This window comes from Sporosarcina obsidiansis (assembly GCF_009651005.1).
In the GTDB taxonomy this organism is placed as follows: domain Bacteria; phylum Bacillota; class Bacilli; order Bacillales_A; family Planococcaceae; genus Sporosarcina; species Sporosarcina obsidiansis.
Genome location: NZ_WHVW01000005.1, coordinates 86,859 through 108,751 on the forward strand (window position 1 = coordinate 86,859; position 21,893 = coordinate 108,751).

18 protein-coding genes and 1 pseudogene are annotated in these 21,893 nt (G+C 38.7%); 11 read left to right on the forward strand and 8 right to left on the reverse strand.

The genetic code is table 11. The annotated features are described in order from the left end of the window. Positions 1 to 55 precede the first annotated feature (55 nt). The 3 genes from GD002_RS06180 to kynU all read right to left on the reverse strand — a co-directional run bounded on the left by GD002_RS06180 (position 56) and on the right by kynU (position 3,960). Positions 56 to 802, reverse strand: coding sequence for an IclR family transcriptional regulator (locus GD002_RS06180; protein WP_153731478.1), 747 nt, complete (start codon positions 800 to 802; stop codon positions 56 to 58). Positions 803 to 1,221: 419 nt separating this feature from the next. Further along, complete coding sequence (locus tag GD002_RS06185) at positions 1,222 to 2,652, reverse strand: amino acid permease (RefSeq protein ID WP_153731479.1); 1,431 nt, start codon at positions 2,650 to 2,652, stop codon at positions 1,222 to 1,224. 21 nt (positions 2,653 to 2,673) lie between these two features. Continuing rightward, complete coding sequence (kynU, locus tag GD002_RS06190) at positions 2,674 to 3,960, reverse strand: kynureninase (protein ID WP_153731480.1); 1,287 nt, start codon at positions 3,958 to 3,960, stop codon at positions 2,674 to 2,676. Positions 3,961 to 4,126: 166 nt separating this feature from the next. Here kynU and GD002_RS06195 point away from each other — a divergent pair, with 166 nt between their 5' ends. After that, entirely contained in the window at positions 4,127 to 4,744 is a 618-nt protein-coding gene (locus tag GD002_RS06195) for a TetR/AcrR family transcriptional regulator (protein WP_153731481.1), read from the forward strand. Between the two features lie 71 nt (positions 4,745 to 4,815). On the opposite strand, the gene GD002_RS06200 is transcribed toward GD002_RS06195, so the two are convergent. Continuing rightward, positions 4,816 to 5,022 carry a 2-hydroxymuconate tautomerase family protein gene (locus GD002_RS06200; protein WP_153731482.1) on the reverse strand — a complete coding sequence of 69 codons (207 nt, stop codon included), beginning with the start codon at positions 5,020 to 5,022 and terminating at the stop codon, positions 4,816 to 4,818. Between the two features lie 174 nt (positions 5,023 to 5,196). Here GD002_RS06200 and GD002_RS18020 point away from each other — a divergent pair, with 174 nt between their 5' ends. From GD002_RS18020 to GD002_RS06240, 9 genes and pseudogenes are all read left to right on the forward strand, one after another. Continuing rightward, positions 5,197 to 5,370 (forward strand): hypothetical protein, encoded by a 174-nt coding sequence (locus GD002_RS18020; RefSeq protein WP_255425132.1) that lies wholly within the window; start codon positions 5,197 to 5,199, stop codon positions 5,368 to 5,370. A gap of 14 nt (positions 5,371 to 5,384) precedes the next feature. Then, a pseudogene (locus tag GD002_RS06205) lies at positions 5,385 to 6,560 on the forward strand (YfcC family protein). 332 nt (positions 6,561 to 6,892) lie between these two features. Continuing rightward, positions 6,893 to 7,180 (forward strand): hypothetical protein, encoded by a 288-nt coding sequence (locus tag GD002_RS06210; protein WP_153731483.1) that lies wholly within the window; start codon positions 6,893 to 6,895, stop codon positions 7,178 to 7,180. A 271-nt stretch (positions 7,181 to 7,451) separates the two neighbouring features. After that, positions 7,452 to 8,297 carry a gluconate 2-dehydrogenase subunit 3 family protein gene (locus tag GD002_RS06215; RefSeq protein WP_153731484.1) on the forward strand — a complete coding sequence of 282 codons (846 nt, stop codon included), beginning with the start codon at positions 7,452 to 7,454 and terminating at the stop codon, positions 8,295 to 8,297. Between the two features lie 17 nt (positions 8,298 to 8,314). Continuing rightward, positions 8,315 to 10,057: a GMC family oxidoreductase gene (locus GD002_RS06220; RefSeq protein WP_153731485.1), complete on the forward strand. Its 1,743-nt coding sequence runs from the start codon at positions 8,315 to 8,317 to the stop codon at positions 10,055 to 10,057. Positions 10,058 to 10,265: 208 nt separating this feature from the next. After that, positions 10,266 to 11,633 (forward strand): guanine deaminase, encoded by a 1,368-nt coding sequence (guaD, locus tag GD002_RS06225; protein WP_153731486.1) that lies wholly within the window; start codon positions 10,266 to 10,268, stop codon positions 11,631 to 11,633. A gap of 214 nt (positions 11,634 to 11,847) precedes the next feature. Further along, the gene (locus GD002_RS06230) at positions 11,848 to 12,408 is read left to right on the forward strand and encodes a TetR/AcrR family transcriptional regulator (RefSeq protein WP_153731487.1); all 561 of its coding nucleotides are present in this window, start codon (positions 11,848 to 11,850) and stop codon (positions 12,406 to 12,408) included. Between the two features lie 86 nt (positions 12,409 to 12,494). Next, on the forward strand, positions 12,495 to 12,962 hold the full coding sequence (locus GD002_RS06235) for a GNAT family N-acetyltransferase (RefSeq protein ID WP_153731488.1): 468 nt from the start codon (positions 12,495 to 12,497) through the stop codon (positions 12,960 to 12,962). After that, positions 12,959 to 14,296, forward strand: a complete 1,338-nt coding sequence (locus GD002_RS06240) for an MATE family efflux transporter (RefSeq protein ID WP_153731489.1) — start codon at positions 12,959 to 12,961, stop codon at positions 14,294 to 14,296. Before GD002_RS06235 ends, GD002_RS06240 begins: the two co-directional genes overlap by 4 nt. Positions 14,297 to 14,393: 97 nt before the next feature. Here GD002_RS06240 and GD002_RS06245 read toward each other — a convergent pair whose 3' ends face one another. From GD002_RS06245 to GD002_RS06260, 4 genes are all read right to left on the reverse strand, one after another. Beyond that, positions 14,394 to 16,346, reverse strand: coding sequence for an ABC transporter permease (locus GD002_RS06245; RefSeq protein ID WP_153731490.1), 1,953 nt, complete (start codon positions 16,344 to 16,346; stop codon positions 14,394 to 14,396). After that, positions 16,336 to 17,097, reverse strand: a complete 762-nt coding sequence (locus GD002_RS06250; RefSeq protein WP_153731491.1) for an ABC transporter ATP-binding protein — start codon at positions 17,095 to 17,097, stop codon at positions 16,336 to 16,338. The genes GD002_RS06245 and GD002_RS06250 overlap by 11 nt, the downstream gene beginning before the upstream one ends. A gap of 93 nt (positions 17,098 to 17,190) precedes the next feature. Then, on the reverse strand, positions 17,191 to 18,195 hold the full coding sequence (locus GD002_RS06255) for a sensor histidine kinase (protein ID WP_153731492.1): 1,005 nt from the start codon (positions 18,193 to 18,195) through the stop codon (positions 17,191 to 17,193). A 5-nt stretch (positions 18,196 to 18,200) separates the two neighbouring features. Continuing rightward, complete coding sequence (locus GD002_RS06260) at positions 18,201 to 18,884, reverse strand: response regulator transcription factor (protein WP_153731493.1); 684 nt, start codon at positions 18,882 to 18,884, stop codon at positions 18,201 to 18,203. A 372-nt stretch (positions 18,885 to 19,256) separates the two neighbouring features. Between GD002_RS06260 and GD002_RS06265 the strand changes: the two genes are divergently transcribed. Then, entirely contained in the window at positions 19,257 to 21,767 is a 2,511-nt protein-coding gene (locus tag GD002_RS06265) for an EAL domain-containing protein (RefSeq protein WP_153731494.1), read from the forward strand. Positions 21,768 to 21,893 lie beyond the last annotated feature (126 nt).

Consider the following 21,893-nt stretch of genomic DNA (forward strand, 5'->3'; position numbering starts at 1 on the left):
TCACATTAATGAATCTACTGTTCGTCCCCCCTTTAAATGAACCTACTATAGTACATCACACTTCTATATATCCTAGTTCCTTGGATATGGAATCAGCCGTCTTAATCACACTTTGCTTAATCATTTGCTGGTTGCTTCCCTGCATATAAGATATGGGCCCTACTAAATTAACTGCCGCTATCGTTTTACCGGAATACGATAAAATAGGTGCCGCAATCGCGTACGTACCTGAAGAATTCTCATTATTACTAATGGAGTAGCCCACATTGCGAACTTTTTTAAGATCTTCCTTCAATTTATCAATATCTGTAATTGTATTGGGTGCTTGTGGCGAAAGCCCTCGCTCAATCGTTTCTTTTAGGTAGCTATTGTTATAGGCCAACAATACTTTTCCTGTACTGGTTGCATAAGCAGGCTTTCGTGATCCAATGTACGTATGAATAGGAGATGCTTGTTGAGAGGATACTTTCAAAACAAATACAACTTCACCTTTATCAAACATCGCAATATGAGCCGTACCTACAAATCTACTAATCAAGTCTTTAACAAGAGGAATGGCTTTGTCATAAATATCTTGTTGAAACATGACATTGTTATTCCACTCAAGCAATTTCCAACCCAAACGATAGCGTCTATCCTGATCTCTCATCAATACACCTTCATTACATAATGTACTGATTAAATGATGCGTTGTACTTGGACTCATGCCAAGTTTATCGGCGATTTCCCTGTTTCCCAAAACTGGTTCCTCACTGGAAAAACAACTGATAATATAACATGCCTTTTTAACAGATTCAATCACGTTTTCTTCTCCTCTCTAGCTGGATAAAAGCTCGTTTGACAACCTAACTTTGTAAACGCTTTCAAATAAAGAAAAGAGACTTTTTAACTATCAACTCGTCAATTGAGATTCCATAGTATAAAATTTTGATGATCTTATGTGCCTGTTACGGTGCAATCATCATTAAGTAGTAATTCAAATTATACGAATGAAAATTCAGTATAACAAGCGTCAAATTTCATATTATGAAATTCATTTCACAATTTAACAAATTATCAGATTAGTAATTTACTAAATTTAAATTCTAATTGACTATACAACAGAAAACTTAGTACCTACTTCAAAAAAATATAACTCGAGTTTCATTCATAAATCGAGTTATATTTTTAATTTGTAATAAATCTTTTTTCTCATTGTAAAATAATTCTAGTCTATTCATCTCACTTACGCTCTATTTCCTCATCCAATTCGGGCTGTTCGATCATTCGTCTCCCAATTGTACGTTTCCAAATAAAGTAACAGATCGTGATAAATAGTAACCATGGGAAACCTAATAGAAGTGTCGCCTTAAAGTCAGGAGAGAACCACGTCGACAGTACAACAGTAGCTAATAAACCAGCTCCAAATATAGTAAGATATGGGTAACCAATCATTCGAACAGGTAACTTCCTGCCGTTTGTTTCATTCCACTTTTTCCGGAAAAACAAGTGCGTGATGAAAATCATAAACCACGCAAACATCGCACCAAAGCTTGATAACGAAATCATCGTAACGAATGCAGTATCGGGTTTTACAACCGTAAAGACTGTAGCAAATACGATCCCAATTACAGACGCAAACAATGCAACAGATGGAACAGACTTTTTGTTTAGCTTACCTAAAACTTTTGGTGCGTATCCTCCACGTGATAATGAAAACATCATCCGTGTTGAGATATACAATTGGCTATTCATAGCAGACAGTGCAGCAATTAATACGACGAAATTCATTATCGCTGCTGCTCCCGGTATATTGACAATTTCCATTACCTTAACGAAAGGACTTTTATCAGCACCCGCCATATTCCAAGGTACAATCATCAACATCAATGACAAAGTAATTAAATAAAATACAATCAAACGGACAACAGCTGAACGCAAAGCAATTGGAACCGCTTTTTCGGGATCCTTTGCTTCACCTGCACTGACCGCGATCATTTCAATACTCAAATAGCTGAATAACGATATAAAGACAGCAATCCACATTCCATAAAAACCATTCGGGAAAAATCCACCTTCTGCTGTATAGTTATGAATACCAATGGAAGATGTAGCATCAGCCCCAACAATTACATATGCCGCGAGTATTATAAACCCAGTAATCGCCACAACTTTAATTAGGGAAAACCAATATTCTACGATGCCGAACAGCTTAACAGTCGTGGCATTTACGTACATCAAGATCGCTGCAAACAATATAATCCAAACGATCGCAGGCACTGTCGGGAACCAATATTTCATGTAGACCGCAACAGCTGTGACTTCTGTTCCAATTGCACAGACTAAGCTAAACCAATACGAGTAACGGACACTGAAACCAGCCCAAGGATTAATATACTTTTCTGCATAAGCTCCAAATGAACCGGTTACAGGGTGAGCCACTGTCATTTCGGAAAGACATCCCATGAGCAACAAAGCAATTAATGCACCAATGGCATAACTAACAATAACACTTGGCCCTGCTAAACCGATCGCCAAACCACTGCCGAGAAACAAACCCGTTCCAATGGCTCCACCAATCGCGATCATCGCAAGCTGACCTGTAGTCAGACTGCGATTTAACCCTTTCTCCCTTTCGATAATATCTTGAAAATCCGCTTGTTTTTTCTCCATTACTTTCCCCCCTCGTATTTTTTATGACACTACGTTGCGTTCTTTACCATATTGTTCATAGCGCTTTTCAAGAACGATCGATTTAAGAATTTGTACTGTGTCGAAGACTTCTTCATAAGAGGTGTAAAAAGCAATCGGTGCAAGTCGGATAATATTTGGTGGGCGATTATCAGGAATAACCCCCTCGTCAACCAATGCTTTACAAATTCGAATGGCTTCGTCATGCTCTAGGCAAATATGTCCTCCACGTCGTTCATCGTCTATTGGATTGCCAACTGAATAACCTAATCCCTTTAGTTCTTGTTCAATCAATTGCATCATGAAGCGAGTAATATGCAACGATTTCTCCCGTACTTTTTCAATATCCGCTTCAGCAAAGAGCTCCAATGAAGCAATAATCGGCGCTAAACTCAGGACATGGGACGTTCCCACTTGGAAAGCTCCAGCTGATTCTTCCACATCCAAGGTGTGGCTCATATCAAATTGTTTATCTTTTTTAGAACTATACCAACCCGCAAGCCCTGGAGTAATGCCAAAATGCTTTTTATTTACATATAACCCCGCTACAGAGCCTGGTCCGCCATTCAAATATTTATAATTACACCAGACAGCAAAGTCCACATCCCATTCGCTAAACCGATGAGGCACTGCGCCAATAGAGTGGCATGCATCAAAACCAATTTGAATTCCCCGTTTATGCGCTTCCTTCGTTAAACGTTCGATATCCAATAATTGTCCGCTACGATATAGTACAGTCGGCAAAAAGATTAGAGCGACTTCATCAGTCATCGCTGCAATGATGTCATCCTCTTCAATCATTCGTCCATCTCGACTCTTCACGCGAATCAACTGTTTATCTGGGTCGTAGCCTTGCAGTTTTATCTGACTTTGAAGTGCATAAATATCTGAAGGAAATGTTAGTTCATCAGCCAATATCTTTGTTTTTCTTCCACTCGGTTTATAAAAAGTAGAAATTAATTGATGTATATTACTAGTCGTTGAACCACAGATCGAAACTTCATTGCTTTCCGCACCAATAAGCGGTGCACACATTTCGCTAAGTTTCTCAGGAAGATAAAACCACGGATATTTTCCATTTGTCCAGCCTTGGATCGCTAGTAACTTCCACGATTCCATAAGTTCATCTACTTTGACTTTTGCTCGCTTCGACATCAACCCCAGTGAATTTCCATCCATATAAATTTTACCTGGTTGTAAAAAGAACTCATCACGATACTGTTGAAATCCATCTTGCGCGTCAAATTCTCTAGCTTTTTCTTTTGTAATCATTCCTGTTGTCTTCATCATGTATGCGCCTCCAATAATCTGAATTTACTTAATATTAGTAGGTAGTTGACACGGTGTCAATAACTTTTTATTCAAATTTCAGTAGGTGAAATAATTAGTAATTCATTGTCGGTATGAAAACTCTACGTTACAATGAATATAACTAAATATGAAAGGAGGTAGTCTGATGCATCGAGAGGATATTACAGATGGACGAAATCTAAGATCTATTGCAACAAAAAAGCGGTTGCTTGAGGCATCTAAGGAACTGTTCTATGAGAATGGATTTGAACAAACGACCATTACACAAATTATTAAGAGGGCTAAAACAGGATATGGAACAGCCTATGTTCATTTTAAAGGGAAAGATGACATTTTAATTATGCTCATTGAGGACGTAATGCAAGAGTTTTTGGATATGGCAAACACTCCATTCGCTCCTACTTCCAAACTAGAAGCGAAAATTTTGATTCATAAGCAAGTCTTAATGTTTTTGAATATGGCACATGAAAATCATCAAATAATGAGTGTCTTCTCTGAAGCAATCGGTCTGTCTTCCGCGGTGAATGCAAAGTGGAACGAAATTCGGGAAACAAACATTCATTTTATCACGAGGGATATCACGTACTCTCAATCAAACGGGTTAGCCCGCACAGATTTAGAAGCTAATCTAGTGGCCCGTTTTTGGTTTTTTGCCAATGAAAACTATCAATGGGAAGTTGTGAATCAAACGAATACAGCTTCTATTGAAGAAATTGCAAATACATTAACAACTATGTATGTAGATGGGTTATATATTGATTAAAAAAGCGAACCGCCACACTGTAGGCATGTTCGCTTTCACTGCATTTGTATTAAAAAAGAAATCCTAACAAACTATTTAACTTCTCGTTCCCGTTTAATCTCTTTCATTGTTAAACCACCTGCACCCCAATGTGTTTCCGCAATCTCTGTCACTACAACTCGTACTTGTTCTGGTCTCACTTGAAGATTGGTAACAGCCGCCTCTGTAATATCTTCAATTAATCCTTTAATCTGTTCATCGCTTCTTCCTTTTAGTACTTGCACTTGAATAATTGGCATAATGCACCTCGATTTCATAATTTCATATGTAATGCTATACCACCGCTAACTTCATTACAATCAACTTTCACTCATTCTCCTTATCATTTGCCACGCAACTCTGTTAATTATATACTAGCGTCTACCTATCTGAACTTTCTTTTTTCATAAAGTTTACTAGACTACAAGGAGGAAATGCCAGACACATATGTAATTTTACTCATCGTCCTATTGATTGCAGTCGTTGCCACATACATCGTTCCGGCTGGTACATTTGAAAGGGAAGTTGTTAACGACGTAGAAAAGGTCATTCCCAATACATACAGTCAAACGGATAAAGACCGACAGGTTTTATGGATATCTTCTTAGCATTGCAGGAAGGTATGGTGGAGTCTGGCAGTTTAATATTTCTTGTGTTATTTGCAGGTGGGGCGTTTGAAGTTATCGAACGTTCAGGTGCGATCCGAGGCGGGATATTGCGTGCCATCAATAAAACGCAAGGAAAAGAATTTTGGTTGATTGCGATTGTTTCTATTTTATTTTCGTAAGGGGGAGCCATTGGTGCGGTGGCCAATTCAGTTATTCCATTCGTAGCGATAGGATTGATCATTGCTAGGGCAATTCGATTGGATGCGATTGTGGCAGTCGCTATCACTTTCGGTGCAACATTCGCTGGCTTTAATACCGGATTTCTAAATCCCTATACAGTAGGAATTGCGCAGACCATGGCGGATGTTCCTTTGTTTACAGGGATGTTACTTCGAGTTATTGCATTTGTCGTTATTGTTGCTGTCACCATTATGTATACGTGGCGTTATGCGAAAAAAGTGCTGGCCGATCCCTCTAAAAGTCTCGTTGGGGTATTGGAAGAAACAACCGACAAGAATGATACCGACATGCATCCTCCATTTACGAGATGGCATAAAATTATCCTGCTGTTTGTTGGCTTATGTCTCTCTTTCTTCGTGTTTGCCACGATTCAGTTCCAATGGTCAATTAATCACATGGCAGCCTTTTTTATTATCATTGGAATTGGTTCTGGTGTTATCGCAGGAATGAATTACAATCAAATTACATTGACGTTCCTGGATGGCTGTAAGAATCTGGTCTACGGAGCTTTGATCATCGGAGTAGCACGTGCCATTCTGATCGTTATGGAAAACGCACAGATTCTTGATACATTTGTCCATGCACTATCTATTCCTTTAGAAGGGCTATCTCCTGTATTGACAGCGCTCGGCATGTTTGTGGCCAATGGATTCTTGAATTTCTTGATTCCTTCAGGTAGTGGACAGGCGATCATCGCCATGCCGATTCTGTCTCCCCTAGCAGATATGATCGGTATCACGCGACAAGTTGCGGTACAAGCTTTTCAATTTGGGGACGGCTTTACAAATAGTATTTTCCCAACATCGGGTCCGTTGATGGCAAGTCTTGCTGTGGCAGGCGTATCATGGGTAAAATGGGCGAAATGGATGTGGCCATTACTGCTCATTTGGACGGTTATTGCCGTTATCATGTTATCTTTCGCTGTCATGATTAATTGGGGTCCGGTATAAATTTAGTCAAAGTCAAAGCCGAGCAAAGATACTCGGCTTTTTCTTTTTTATTGTGTCGGCTTAAATTCTACTTGTCAAATGTCATCTAGTAAATCGAGCAACTGTTTCGCTTCCATGTCGTATTGTATATTCGCCACTCTCTCACTGACTTTTCATTTCACTTAATCGTCCTAAAGACGAGGTTCAAATCACCTTGGTTTCATTTCCAGAGTCTTGTATCTTCGTTCAAATGAACCATTTTTCTATCATAAAGGTTTATAAATACTGAATTCGGATATTGTTAACTAGGACAGAAAACCAATCAAACAAACAACTAGAGGAGGAGATCTTTCATGGATCTTAACAAACTTAAAAAAAATAACCTTTTAAAAGTCGGAGCAGCTGCACTATTATCAATCGGTGTCCTTAGTGCGTGTGGAGACGACGATACGGATGTAAACGATAATGATGATGTAAACGTAGACCAACCTGCCGATGTGAACCCTAATGATGATACAGATATGAACACGGATACGAATATGGATACAAACACTGAAACCGACTTGGAGCCAGACGCAGACGTTGATTTGGATGCGGATGTAAAAGATGAAGAAGATGGAGACGACAAAGCTACTAATTAAGAATTGATTTCTCAAACACAATTTTAATTAATAAATCATAAAACTCCCCGAAATCATTGGGCTAATCCCCCTTTTGATTTCGGGGAGTTTTTGTTTTTTGATATATCATATTACGGACTCCTCCTATTTCTTCACATCTCTACATGACAACTCATTGGAATAAACAAGCATTATTTAAAAATATGTGTATAGTTTCGAACCAATTATCACAAGATGACAACTAGTCGGTTGGTAAAAATGTGAAGTCTACATATATAAGGAGGAGAGCAACGTGACAGAACCACAACAACCTGAAACTACTCAACAAGGTATTAGTCGTCGAAACTTCATGAAGAATACTGGATGGTTAGCAGGTGGTCTAGTCGGGGGTTCATTATTTGGAGGGTTATTGACCAACCAGTTACAGAAACCAGAAACCGGAACCAAGAATGCAACCCACATTATAACGGAAGCCCGGACTTTCTTTAGCCGTGGTGAAGACTTTGATATCTTATCCGCAGCAACAGAACGAATTTTCCCGAAAGATGATTTAGGTCCAGGCGCTATTGAACTAGGCATTCCTTATTTTATCGATCGGCAGCTGACGAGTGAGTGGGGAACAAATGCGAAAGAATACATGAATGGTCCTTTCCCTCAGACGGCAGCTGTAGAGAATTATGAAAACAAAGATCGTGACCAAAATAAACAAGGTCCGAATGCGGATACACAAGTTCCGGCTCCTACCCCACGATATCAAACCAAGATGACAAGAGCTGAAATTTTCACAGAAGGTATCCGCGCTCTAGAGCAGACTTCTCAAGAAAAATTCAAGACAAAGTTCAAAGACTTGGAACCTGAAAAACAGGATGAGATACTTCAGCTTTTTGATGAAGGAAAAGCGAAAATGGCCGGCATCTCTTCCAATACATTCTTTAACCTTTTACTTCAAACTACGATAGAAGGCGCTTATGCAGATCCTGTTTATGGCGGAAATCGCAATATGGACGGTTGGCGGATGAAAGAGTATCCTGGCCCTCGCATGAGCTATACAGCCGATATCGATAAAGACGAATTCATTGTAATGAAGCCTGAAAGTTTACGTAGTTACCAAGGAAACGAAGACGAGCACGGACACTGACAATTGGAGGGACACATATGGCGAAAAAATTAGAAAAAGTAGATGTTGTAGTTGTCGGTAGTGGTTGGGCTGGCGGTATTGTATCCGCGGAATTGGCGAAAGCTGGACATAAAGTGGTTACATTAGAACGCGGCAAAAAAGTCGATCGAGCAGACTATATCGGAGTTAAAGATGAATTGCGCTATACGAATCGCTATGAAATGATGCAGAATTTAGCTCCAGAAACCATTACATCCCGGGTTTCCATTGACGATATAGCCCTCCCCGTGCGTACCCGAAAAGAGATGATGGCAGGTACAGACCTTGGAGGCGGAAGTGTTCATTGGGCAGGCGCTACCTATCGATGGAGAGCATACGATTTTGAAATCCGTTCCAAGACAATCGAACGTTATGGAAAGAATAAAATTCCCGAAGGCATGACCATTCAAGACTGGGGCATTACGTATGATGAAATGGAGCCTTATTATGACCGTTGGGAAAAAACGGCTGGTATTTCCGGTGAGCCCGACCCCCTTGGCGATAAACGTTCAAACGATTATCCAAACCCACCGATGAAAGAATCACCCGCTGTGCGACTGTTTAAGGATACAACGAAGAAGATGGGTTACCACCCTTACCAAGTCCCTTCCGGAAACTTATCGCAGGCGTACACAAATCCCGATGGAGAGTCTTTGAATGCTTGTATGTTCTGTTCATTTTGTACGCAGTATGGTTGTGACTTCTCGGCCAAATCCGATCCATTAGCCACAGTCATTCCGACCGCTCTCAAGAACAATTGTGAAATCAGAACAAATTCGCTTGTACGCCGTGTGCTTCATAGTGGCGGGAAAGCGACAGGAGTAATGTATACCGATACCCTCACTGGTGAAGAATTTGAACAGCCGGCTGATGTAGTGGTACTTGCCGCCTTCTCGTTTACAAACAATCGATTGCTGATGCTATCGAAAATCGGTCAACAATACGATCCGAAAACGCGCAAAGGCACGATCGGACGGAACTTTAATGGACAAATGAATATCACGTTCCAAGGCGCAAGAGGATTTTTTAAGGATAAGAAATTCAACCTCTATATGGGAGCAGGTGCATTGGGCGGTACGATGAGTGATTTTGCGGGAGATAACTTCGACCATACTGACCTAGATTTCATTAATGGCGGCGGAATCGAATTCCGTCAATATGGACACGGAGCAATCGCAACCAATAACGTTCCCGATGATACACCAAGCTGGGGTCCAGAATTCAAGAAAAACTCTGTTTTTTATACAAACCGTTATTTGAGAGTTTGGTATACCCCAGCCATCATGTCTTGGTGGCATAATTACATGGACTTAGATCCAACGTACAAAGATGAATTCGGTGACCCTCTATTGCGTATCACTAATAAATATACAGATCAAGATCGAAATATCGCCAAGTTCGGTGTAGAAAAATGTACTGAAATCATGAAGGAAATGGGAGCAGATATTGTCAATCCCGATTCCTTACCAGATGAATTTGATCATATCTACGATGGCGGTCACTACGCAGGTGGTGTCATTATGGGAGCCGACCCGGCCACTTCCGCGGTAAACAACTACTTACAGATGTGGGAAATGGAAAACCTATTTGTTGTAGGAGGTTCAGCATTCCCGCAATTTGCAGGACATCACCCTACTGCAACGATTGGGGCACTTGGGTATCGCGCAGCTGAAGGCGTGGAAAAGTATTTGAAGAGCGGCGGTCCACTTGTTGTTTCGAAGCAAGCTAGTTTGAATGCTTGAGTGTAAAGCAGCTGGAGTACTTACTCTAGCTGCTTTTTTAATATGTATTAGTATGTCCATTGTTTGACCTATTATGAGAGTATGATATTTCCCTAAATAATTAACGATTCTTCATTGCACAGAAGAATAAGTACAGGCATACTGAGTACATACTATGTGATAGTTGTTTTTCCAATATGCACATTTAAAATGGGGGCTAACGTACACAATGACTAGATACACACAAGTTTTTCTCGCAACTGCATTTACGAGCCGTTCCAAACAGGATATTGAAATTCTACAAGACTGCTTGTTCTGCATTAATGAACAAGGCATGATTGCACGCATTGTGCGACCAGAAGATCTAGATTATACTGCTGTACTGGCAGAATATGAACAGACAGATCACTTCCAACGCATTGAAAAAGGTTCCTACCTTTTGCCTGGTTTCGTTGATTTGCATATTCACGCTTCGCAGTGGGCACAGGCTGGTACTGCGCTTGATCTTCCACTTAACGAATGGCTGAATAAGTATACCTTCCCACTAGAGGAACGTTTTTCGGATCTTGCATATGCTCAACTAGTATACGAAGATGTCGTCCAAACATTACTTGCCAACGGAACAACGACTGCACTATATTTCGCAACAATTCATAAAGAGGCGTCGATTTTGCTAGCCAACATCTGTGCTGAAAAAGGGCAGCGAGGTCTTGTGGGTAAGGTAGTCATGGATCATCCAGATGAGACATCTCCCCATTATCGAGATATGAATGTCCAAACTGCTCTTGAGGATACAGAAGAGTTCATTCTAGCTGTGAAAGAACTTTCAAAAACCACAAAGCAAGGTGTATATCCTGTTGTGACGCCTCGCTTTATTCCAAGCTGTACCGATGAATCATTGCATGGACTAGGTGAACTGGCACAAAAGTACGATACTCATATACAGTCACATTGTAGCGAAAGCGACTGGGCACACAAGCATGTGCAAAAACGATTTGGCAAAAATGATACACAGGCACTCAACGATTTCGGTCTTTTACAAGATAAGACGGTTTTGGCACACTGCAATTTTCTATCTGATGAGGATGCAGCACTATTCGCCGAAACGGGTAGCGCCATTGCACATTGCCCGATATCCAATGCTTATTTTGCTAATAGCGTTTTACCGGCAGCACGCTTTGCATCAATGGGTGTCGACATTGGCCTCGGCTCTGACATTGCCGGTGGATTTTCCCCTAGTTTATACGACAATGCTCGACAGGCCGTGATGTCTTCAAGAATGTTAGAAGATGGAGTAGATCCAAGTTTGCCTGCAGATGAGCGAGGTGTCAGCGACTCTCGCATTGCGCTGAATGAAGCCTTTTATTATCTGACGGCTGGTGGCGGGGAAAGCCTTAGCCTACCTATTGGTCGTCTCGAAGAAGGCTATGCTTGGGATGTGCAGCGAATCAATACGCTCGTACCTACTGCCCGACTCCCTCTCTTTGATAATGAAATAGAACTTACTGACCTATTCCAAAAGATGTTATACCTCGTGCGCCCAGAAAATATTCAAGACGTCTGGGTACAGGGAGAGCTAGTTCATTCCAGACGTTGATAAATCCGGATCGCTTGTGTAACTTGTAACTGCTAGCGATCCAGATTATTCTCTTAGGGAATGGGTGGGTGTACGTTTACAAGTATATCTAGTTTACTTTCTACAAGCGCTTCTCTTTGCATTTACCTCCTACACTCTCTATACTAAAAAAGAACGTATAAAACTATATTTGTTTTTAAAGTTTTCTTTTATATTAGTGACTGGAGGAGGATAAATGAAAGCGCGGATTATGAAAGCCTTTCTGGAAGAAATTCAAGAAACTAGCATGAAGTTCACTATGGATGATTTGGCGAAACGATTAGGCATCAGTAAGCGTACCTTGTACGAACATTTTTCTTCAAAAACAGAAATCCTTGATGCAATTATTGATTCTACATTACGTGAATTCGATGAGAAGACCGAAATGATCATTCAAGATCCAAGTTTGACACTTCTAGAAAAGATTAAGAGTGTCATCACCGTGATTCCTAAATATAATGACTTTTACAACTGGCAAATTCTAGATCAGATGAGAAAATCCTATCCCGCACAATGGGAACGTGTCCACGCTGCGCTCAATGAATGGGATGACCTACGTGCTTTAATTGAGCAAGGTATCCGAGAAGGACTCATCGTAAATCAAAATGTTTCGTTGCTGATGAAACTAATCATAGATGCAACGAACTCTACCATGGATCGGCAATTTTTCCTGAAGAATAGCATAACCGTAACAGAAGCATTAGATTCGATCGTAGATATTTTGCTGTTTGGCTTTATTAATAAAAGTCCTGAATAAAAGGGCTTCTATTTTTTGCACAACTAAACTATAAAAACAAAATGAGTTTTTTCGTTTTACAATTACTTTGAAAGCGAGATGGAATTATGAGCCTCCACATACGTGAGGTAACTTCTGAAAATTGGCTAGAAATCGCCTCTTTATCAGTTAATAACAGTCAGAAGAATTTTATTGAAAGCAATTCGTTTTCATTAGCTCAGTCCAAATTTGAACCTGAGTGGAAATCAGTAGGTCTTTACGACAAGGACCAACTTATCGGCTACGCAATGCACGGGCGTGACAAAACAAGTGGGAACGTGTGGCTAGATCGTTTCATGATTGATCAGAATCACCAAGGCAAAGGATATGCCAGTAGATTCCTTGCACTTTTACTTACAGAGATTCAGCAGCACTATCGTTGCGAGATGATCTATTTAAGTATTTATCCCGACAATAAAAAAGCACAGCGTTTATATGAAAAGTTCGGGTTTGTGTTAAACGGGAAGATTGATGACGTTGGTGAATTCCCATGTCTCATTATGGAACTTGACCTACAAAGTGGGGGGGTAAAATGAGTTCCTCTTCATCTTCACTAAATCAATTAGATACACAGCCCGTCGGACGTATATTTTTGCGTTATTTGATCCCATCTACGATCGGAATGTTATTAATGGCAATCAATATTGTCGCAGATGGCATTATGGTCGGTAATCGTCTAGGAGCTGAAGCGTTAGCAGGAGTTGGAATTGCAGCACCCGTTTATACACTCTTCTTTGCCATTTCACTTTGGATAGGTGTCGGTGCCGCGACAAAGTACTCAATGGCGATGGGTGCAAAAGATGTGAAAAAAGCGCATGAAATTTTCACACATGCCATTATCTCCATTTTCTTTTTCACTTTGCTGATCGGATTGACAGCTTTTATATTCCGAAATCCTCTCGCTTATGCCCTTGGCGCCAATTCTACGACATTTCCATATGTATCTGATTATTTATTGGTCATCTTATTGTTTGGATTTATTTTCACAGTCGAAAACTCGTTCAGCGTTTTTGTCAGAAATGATGGGGCTCCTAATCTTTCAATGGCAGGTCTCATCGTCACTTCTGTCGTCAATATCGTGCTGAATTATATATTTCTATATATTTTCGACTTCGGCGTTTCCGGTGCTGCATTTGCTACAATCATCGCCTCTTTTTTAGGTATGCTTGTGTTAGTTACTCACTTTTTCAGAAAATCAAATAATCTAAAGCTTATTCGCTTCTCGTTTAATAAAAAGTTATTTGCATCCATCATCGTCATTGGATTTCCTAGCTTCCTTTCCGAAGTCGGGATATCTGTATTTACGATTTCACACAATATTGCTTTTGAACGAACAGCTGGTACAGAAGGTGTTGCAGCTTTTGCCATTCTGAACTACGTGCATAGTGTCATGTTAATGCTATTCCTCGGAATGGGTGGTGCCATCCAACCACTCATTAGCTATTATCAGGGTGCAGGTAATCGAAGTCGGATGAAAGAAACGATGCAAAAAGCAACATGGACTGTCGTTGTGGCAGGCGCAGTTTTTTTCCTCATCGGGCAATTCGCGGCAAATCCTATTGTTTCGATTTTCGGTGATTTCCCGCAGGATGTAAGAGATTTGGCAAGTACAGGAATTAACTTATTCTTTATTGCCTACCTATTCACAGGTACTAACTTTGTCATGATGACATATTACCAGTCCGTTGGTAATGTCCGAATGGCGACATGGATTACGGCATCACGGGAAATCATTGTGATGCTCATCTTCTTACTTATTTTGCCACGTCTGTTCGGTTTGAACGGTATTTGGCTAGCCATTCCGGCATCAGAGTTAGTTGTCTTTCTTGGAGTATTTTTTTATCAGCGGAGAGTAATGAAAGCTCTTTAATTCAAATATAGGCTATTACAGAAAGTCCGCATTGCCTGACTTTCTGTAATAGCCCTTTACTTCGCGGAAGTCTTTTTGTACAGGATACTCCCAAATTTTATAATGCCTCTTTGATCACACGCTTATAATTCAACACCGATAGTACGCCAAAAATCGAATACAATGCAGTATAAATCAGCATGACGATAATCATTGGGGTCAGTAATTCTGTACCGAAAAAGAACCATCCTGACTTTACTGCGAAGTAGCTGTGACATAATCCTACAACTAGCGGAATACCAAAATTGAAGAGTTGTTTTCGTTGTATTCCTTTGAGCAGATCCGCTTGAGTAAAGCCGATCTTTCGAAGAACCGTGTAATTCGACTTTTCATCTTCACTTTCATCCATTTGCTTAAAATAGAGAATGCAGCCGGACGTTATAAGAAAGGCGAGCCCAAGAAATCCAACGATAAACATAGTTAAGCCCATGAGTTGCTTTTGCTTCATGCTCTCCTCGAACCTAGATTCATGTGCTGCCCATATATTTACCTCTGTTTCTTTAAAAATCGAATCCGCTCGTTCAATTTCTCTCCCTTCCTCAATCATCACCCCTATATACTCAGTAAACTCAGGCTTTATGGAAGGATCCTTATCCGCCATCATTTGTTGGAAGACCTTTTGATCCACTACAGCAACTGGAAAGGCACCAGTAAGCCGTGTGGGTATTACAGAAAAATCTTTAGATCCTTTAAATTTCAAAGCATGTGATGCCTTTCCTCCTGAAAATACGATCTCCCCATTATCTTGGAAGTTCAATAGTTTTTTCGTGAATTCATGTTGATTGACAAAGATTACATCTGTTTCCGCTACATCTAATTGTGGTACCACCTCGTCACTTATAACGATCATCGAAGTATTCTCTAAATCGAAGCTGGATTGAAGATCGTTATCTCCTGCTGGAATGGATAACACACCTGCTAAATTCACCTTAGATTCCAATAAATCGATAGATGTCTCTGTGTAGCTAATTCCATCCTGTTCAAGAGCATCTGTAAATTGCTTGGCATGTTCCGTATTAGGGATGGCAAAATGATGAGGTATGTTCTTTTCTGAACCTTTCTCTGCAGAATAATACGAAATATAGCTCAGTGATAGCAAACCGATTGCAAGTGCAGATAACGTCGTGATCACTGTCAGCAAAAATGAATTTGATTTCATACGGAACATAATCGATGAAAGAGATAACACATCATTGACGTTCAGATATCCACCTTTTCGTTTGCGTATTAAATTGAAAATAAAACTAACAGAACCCTTATAAAATAAGTAGGTACCCACAATAACAGAGCCCAAGATGGTGATCATTACGATAAATAAATAATTACCGAAAAACATGCTACTGAATAGCTTTGAAGATAAGTAGTAACCGAAAACAATAAATACAATCCCCAGAACACCAATGACTGCTTGAAAAGCTGTCATTTTTTGCACTCGCTGCTGCGTAGTAGATGTGACTCGGAATAACGATAGAATACTTTGTTTTCTAATGAAGATATAATTCATCACCAAGATGAGCAAGTAAATCGCTGAAAACACAATGACTGTTTGAAACAATGCTTCTTGTGAAAAACGTAAAGTCGCCACGTCTTCCACGCCCGTCACGTTAAACAGAATTAGCATTAACAAACGTGACATGGAGAAACCGAGAAACACCCCCATTACAAGGGAAGATACATATAAGATCAAGTTTTCTACACTCAGAATACGAAAAATCGTTCCCTTTGTCATACCAATTAACTGGAATAATCCAATCTCTTTTCCTCGACGTTTAATAAACAAAGTATTTGCATACAACAGGAAAACTGAAACAATGATAATCAATAAAACAGAACCCGATTTAAAAGCTGCCGCCCCTTTGAGCGACCCTTTCGTTTCATTCAGCGCAGGATCATATTGCAGCGTAACAAATGAAAAATACAGTCCTACACTGAACACAAGCGCGAAAATATAGACATAGTAATGTTTGAAATTTTTCTTAACGTTACGGATAATCAATTGGTTAAGCGTCATGTTTTACCCCACCTAAGACACCTTGAGTTTTAATGATATCATTGAAAAATGCATTTCTAGTTTGGTCTCCTTTATTCAGCTGTGTATAAATTTGTCCATCTTTTATGAATACAACACGTTCACTAAAACTAGCTGCCAGAGGATCATGCGTTACCATCACAATTGATGCATTTCGCTTAGAATTCAAATCACTCAACTTATTTAATAAATCCGAAGCAGCTTTCGAATCCAAAGCACCTGTTGGTTCGTCCGCAAAGATGATACTTGGATCATGGATAAACGCACGTGCCGCAGATGTACGCTGTTTTTGTCCTCCCGAAATTTCATTGGGATATTTATTTGCGATGTCCACTATTCCTAAATCTTCTGCAACTGCATGGAATTTTTCATTTGCTCTTTTTTTTGATACTTTCTGTACGGACAGTGGTAGCAGAATATTTTCTTTGACAGTTAATGTATCAAGCAAGTTATAGTCTTGAAAAATAAATCCTAAATGCCGCTTACGAAACTCCGCCATTTGCTTTTCCTTCATTTGATTGAGATTCTGGCCTTCAATACGAATCGTCCCTTGACTAACTCGATCAATAGATGACAGCACATTAAGTAACGTCGTTTTCCCAGAACCAGATGCTCCCATAATACTGATAAATTCACCTTTCTGCACTTGTAAATCTAACGCATGCAATACTTCTTGTTTATTAAGTTTGCTACCATATGTTTTATAAATTTTTGCAGCTTCTAAAATAACCATTTCCATCACTCCTTATTACCTCTATCTTAATCAATCCACCTAGCTTTCTCCCGTCTTTCAGATGACAATTATAAAAAGCATGTGACATTCTCGTCACATGCTTGCAAGACGTATCATTTCATTTTTCTTAGGGAAAGACAACGTAAACACGGTTCCCTTTCCTACTGTTGATTTTACATCAATCGTAATATGTAATGCATCCGCTACTTGCTTTGCCAAGTATAGGCCCATCCCAGTTGCCGCGTGGTCTTGATGATGTAACGTACCGGTGAAACCTTTATCAAATATTCGTGGAATGTCTTTAGCATCTATGCCACGCCCAAAATCTCGCAATGTTATTGTAGTTACATCCCTATCAACAAAGCTGTGGATATGGATATCAGATGCTTCACTATATTTTACCGCATTCGTTAAAAGCTGCCGAATCATAAAGCCACACCATTTCGTATCTGTAAGGACTTCTTTCACTTCTAAGGATACATCAAAGCCAATCCCCTTTTGCACACACCATTGTTTCAACGATTTGATTTCCTGGAACATCAACTGTTGCACATCGGTCTTTTCTATATATAAATCGTTTTGGATAAAGGCGATGCGCTTTTGATGTAATTGCTGATCAAGTAGTAAATGTATTCGGAGCCACTCATATAGTAACTGTGATCGAAGTGGTGGTTCCGTAATTCGTTCAATCATTAATTGCATCGTGGTTAATGGTGTTTTCACCTCGTGTATCCAATTGAGGATGTCGTCTTTTTCTTGCTCCACATTTATTTGTAAATTATCCAATTGACCCTTATATGTTTCATTTTGCTTCGTTATCATTTCAGATGCAATTTTTTCAAATGGACTAGCAGGATCAGGTACAGTCGTTACATCAAATGACTGGTTGTGATGTTTTAATTCTCGATAAAATCTCGTTTCCTTATAGTAGCGCATGATGAGAAAAATGAGGAATAGCAAACAGGATAAAAAAACAATATAAACGACGGATTGAAATGGAATGCTCACATCCAAGTAGCCCATTAGTAGAACTAAGAGCTGAGAAAAAAGAAAGAAAAGAATCCAACTTGCCCTTTCCATTAAAAATAATCTAATCACATGGTTCACTCTTCCTTTGCCACATAACCCTGCCCAACTTTTGTTTCAATTGCTTCACCTAAGTTGATTTCTGCAAGCTTTTTTCGTAATCGATTAATATTGACGGTTAACGTGTTATCGCTAACGAATCGTTCATCATCCCATAGACTGGTTATTAATTCCTCTCGAGATACGATTTCATTTTTCCGTTCAACCAATAACTTTACAATAAATAGTTCATTCTTTGTGAGTTCTATTGATCCCTTATCATTTGAAATGATGCCTTTGACAAAATCAATGGTTGCACTGCACCATGTCTTTAAATCCTGAGATTGTTCGGTATTATAATTATAGACTCTGCGCAATGTCGCTTGGATTTTAGCAATAAGTACATCAAAATGAAAAGGCTTTTGAACAAAATCATCCGCACCCAGCTGCATAGACATTACCATATCCGTTGGGTGATCTCGTGAAGATAAAAAAATGATGGGCACATTTGAATGGGAACGAATCATTCGACACCAATGAAATCCATCAAATTTCGGTAACTGTATGTCAATGATAACTAAATCAGGTTTGATCTCAGAAAATTCCTGAAGAACATTTGCAAAGTCAGTTATCCCGGAAACATGATAGGACCATTGTGTTAAGCGATCTTTTATTTCCCTGAATAAGGTTTGATCATCTTCGATTAACATGATGGTAAACAAGAGATTCACCTCACTATTTTATCTGCTCTATCTAGCACAACCACTAAAGGATAAAACATAATTAGGTACTTGTACAGAAAAAGACAATGTACAATTTCTCACTCAAGTTGTTCATAAAATTAAACTACCGATACATTGTACTAGTCTAGTGTTAAAGCTAACAAAGAAGTGAAAAAGGGGGGGCTAATAGATTAAAATTTATATTAATGAATTGTAATTTTTCTTATTAAATAATTTATCTTATAACCTAAAAATATTCTTACTATTTAAAATATATATATTGCTATTCAATGTAGTCCAATGTACTATATAATTACGATATAAATAGTACATTAGATTTTAAATAAATTAAAATTAAAGAGGTGAAAGGTCATGGTTTCATTATTTAGGAGGAGAAAAGATTCGGATGTACAACTACTGGGACAGAATATATTAGATAAGATCACACTCGATACAACTAAGACTCTAGTCATTGAACTGGACATAGAAGGAATCATTACATCGATACATGGAGACTTGCAACTAAGCCCTAGTTTTGAATTCCTCGTTGGCCAATCTTTTAAAAATATTATACTTCCTGATGAAGTAAACAGATTCAGTGAAATGCTTAATACCGTTCTTAATGGTGGCATAAAGATTTCCGAACATATAACTTTAAATCATGATCAATTGCAAGTGGATCTCTCTTTTTTTCCTGACTTCTCGGAAAATGGAGTTATTAAAGGGGTTCATTGCCTGGTAACAAATGTTCATCTTAAACACGAACCTACATTACTTTCTAACCATAATATTCAGAAATTCCTAACAAGTTCTCATGAATTTACAGGTCTACTCGATACCAGTGGAAGAATATTACATGAAAGTTTCACTAGTCAAAACCTTCTAGGATATGATCCTTACCACGTCAAAGGAGAATACTTTACAAGTTATATTCACAAAGAAGATGAACAAACTTTTTGGGAATTAATAAATGAGGTGAAGGATAGACCTTATTCTTCAATTTCAACAGAATTGAAAATTAAAGATAATGCCGATGAATGGCATACATTTGAAGCTACGTTTACAAATCTATTAAACGAGACTGACATAGGAGCTATTCTTTATTCTTGCCGCGATATTACAGAATTTAAAAAACAGCAATCAAAAATCACCTATTTATCTACACATGATCAGTTTACAGGCTTACCTAATCGAAGAGCATTTGAAGAGAAAGTAGATTTAGAAGTTAAGTTAGCTACGATCTATAATCAAAGTTTTGGTGTGATTTATTTAAAGTTAGATGGCTTTGAATATTTAAACAACGTCATGGGTTCTTCACTTACCGATCAGTTTATTGAAGAGTTTTCACTAAATGTAACTACTGCCTTCAATAGAAAAGTAGAGATGCTATGTAAATCAGATGAAACAAGTTTTTATATTTTAACTAAAAGCATGCAAGATTCCTCATTAATCATTAAATTTGTAGAAGACTTACTAGATCATTTGAAAGCACCTACACAATTTCAACAATATAATATATCGCTCACTTCCAAAGTGGGTGTTAGTATTTTCCCTCATACTTGTACAACAACAAACGAGTTACTCATTAATTCAAAATCTGTTTCTTACTTAGCTGACACAAAGGGAGGTACTAATTATCGTGTCACTTCACAAACTGATTTGGAAGTAGTAAAAAGATTATTTTCATTGCGAAATGATTTAAAGTTCTCGCTCCATAGACAACAATTTAAAATGCTTTATAAACCTATTTTTCATGCAAAGACAGGTCTAATTGAGTACGTGGAGGCTGTGCTGCGATGGGAGCATCCAGTATACGGAACGATTACACCAAAAGAATTTATACATGTGGCAGCGGAGTATGATCTAATTGATTCGATTGGTGAGTGGGCTCTTCAAACCGTATTTACAAATCTCTCTCAATGGCATAATAACGATTACTACGTCAGAGCTGCTATTAATTTCTCTCCAAAGCAGTTGGATAATCCCAATTTTATTCCTATAGTGCAGAAAGTTTTAGCCGAAACACAGATAGATCCGCAATGGATTCATCTTGAAATTACGGAACAGTGTAAATTTAATGATATTAATACTTTGAAAAAAATACGCAGCTTGCAGGAAATGGGTTTCCATATATCGTTAGATGATTTTGGTACAGGTTATAATTCATTGAAAAACTTGCAACTTATAAAACCAGACACTATTAAAATTGAAAAATCTTTTATAAAAGATTTATTGACAGACTCAAATTCAGAAAGCATTATTTCATCTATCATGCATATGGCAAAGAATCTTTCTATCCAAGTAGTGGCTGCTGGGGTAGAAACTATTGAACAAAAGAACTTTTTACTAAGTGAAGAGTGCGATTACTTACAAGGCCCTCTATTCAGTAGACCTGTTTCCTTAGAAGTAATGGAGAAACTACTTAAGAAACAGTGGGGAGATCCTATCCCTACTCTTCTTGACGGGAAAGAACAGAGAAAATATTTTCGAATTCCACTTGTGTATCCACTTGAAGCAAATATGACGGTATCTGAATTGAATGGCAAAAAGATTGAAGTGAGTAAGACGAGCATTTTAATCGATAATATAGGACCAGGTGGGTTACGCTTTATTTCAAATATACATCTACCAGTAGAAGCTAATTTTGTTTTAAATTTCGAAGTGAAAATCTTTGGCGAAATACATTCTCTGCATGGATCCATTGTACATTCTTTTGAAAAACAGCAACTGCGCTATTATGGTGTAAAACTCAGAATGACAGAAAATCAGCGCGATAAATATATTAGTATATTAAATAATTTGCAATTAAAGTTGAAAAAATCACCAACCTTACCTGATCATTTATTTTACTTAGATAATATTCATACCTACTTTAAAAGGTAAACGCCCGGTTGCACAAAACGATCATGAGTAAACACACAAAGGAGCTGTCCTGAAAGTGAAATATCTTTCAGTGGCAGTTATTTTATTTACGTAAAAAAGTTAGGCAACGCGCCAAAGTTGCATCGC

Coding starts and splice junctions, on each gene's coding strand:
- GD002_RS06185 (WP_153731479.1), bottom strand. CDS start 2,652: ATGGAGAAAAAACAAGCGGATTTTCAAGATATTATCGAAAGGGAGAAA.
- kynU (WP_153731480.1), bottom strand. CDS start 3,960: ATGATGAAGACAACAGGAATGATTACAAAAGAAAAAGCTAGAGAATTT.
- GD002_RS06195 (WP_153731481.1), top strand. CDS start 4,127: ATGCATCGAGAGGATATTACAGATGGACGAAATCTAAGATCTATTGCA.
- GD002_RS06200 (WP_153731482.1), bottom strand. CDS start 5,022: ATGCCAATTATTCAAGTGCAAGTACTAAAAGGAAGAAGCGATGAACAG.
- GD002_RS18020 (WP_255425132.1), top strand. CDS start 5,197: ATGCCAGACACATATGTAATTTTACTCATCGTCCTATTGATTGCAGTC.
- GD002_RS06210 (WP_153731483.1), top strand. CDS start 6,893: ATGGATCTTAACAAACTTAAAAAAAATAACCTTTTAAAAGTCGGAGCA.
- GD002_RS06220 (WP_153731485.1), top strand. CDS start 8,315: ATGGCGAAAAAATTAGAAAAAGTAGATGTTGTAGTTGTCGGTAGTGGT.
- guaD (WP_153731486.1), top strand. CDS start 10,266: ATGACTAGATACACACAAGTTTTTCTCGCAACTGCATTTACGAGCCGT.
- GD002_RS06230 (WP_153731487.1), top strand. CDS start 11,848: ATGAAAGCGCGGATTATGAAAGCCTTTCTGGAAGAAATTCAAGAAACT.
- GD002_RS06235 (WP_153731488.1), top strand. CDS start 12,495: ATGAGCCTCCACATACGTGAGGTAACTTCTGAAAATTGGCTAGAAATC.
- GD002_RS06240 (WP_153731489.1), top strand. CDS start 12,959: ATGAGTTCCTCTTCATCTTCACTAAATCAATTAGATACACAGCCCGTC.
- GD002_RS06245 (WP_153731490.1), bottom strand. CDS start 16,346: ATGACGCTTAACCAATTGATTATCCGTAACGTTAAGAAAAATTTCAAA.
- GD002_RS06250 (WP_153731491.1), bottom strand. CDS start 17,097: ATGGTTATTTTAGAAGCTGCAAAAATTTATAAAACATATGGTAGCAAA.
- GD002_RS06265 (WP_153731494.1), top strand. CDS start 19,257: ATGGTTTCATTATTTAGGAGGAGAAAAGATTCGGATGTACAACTACTG.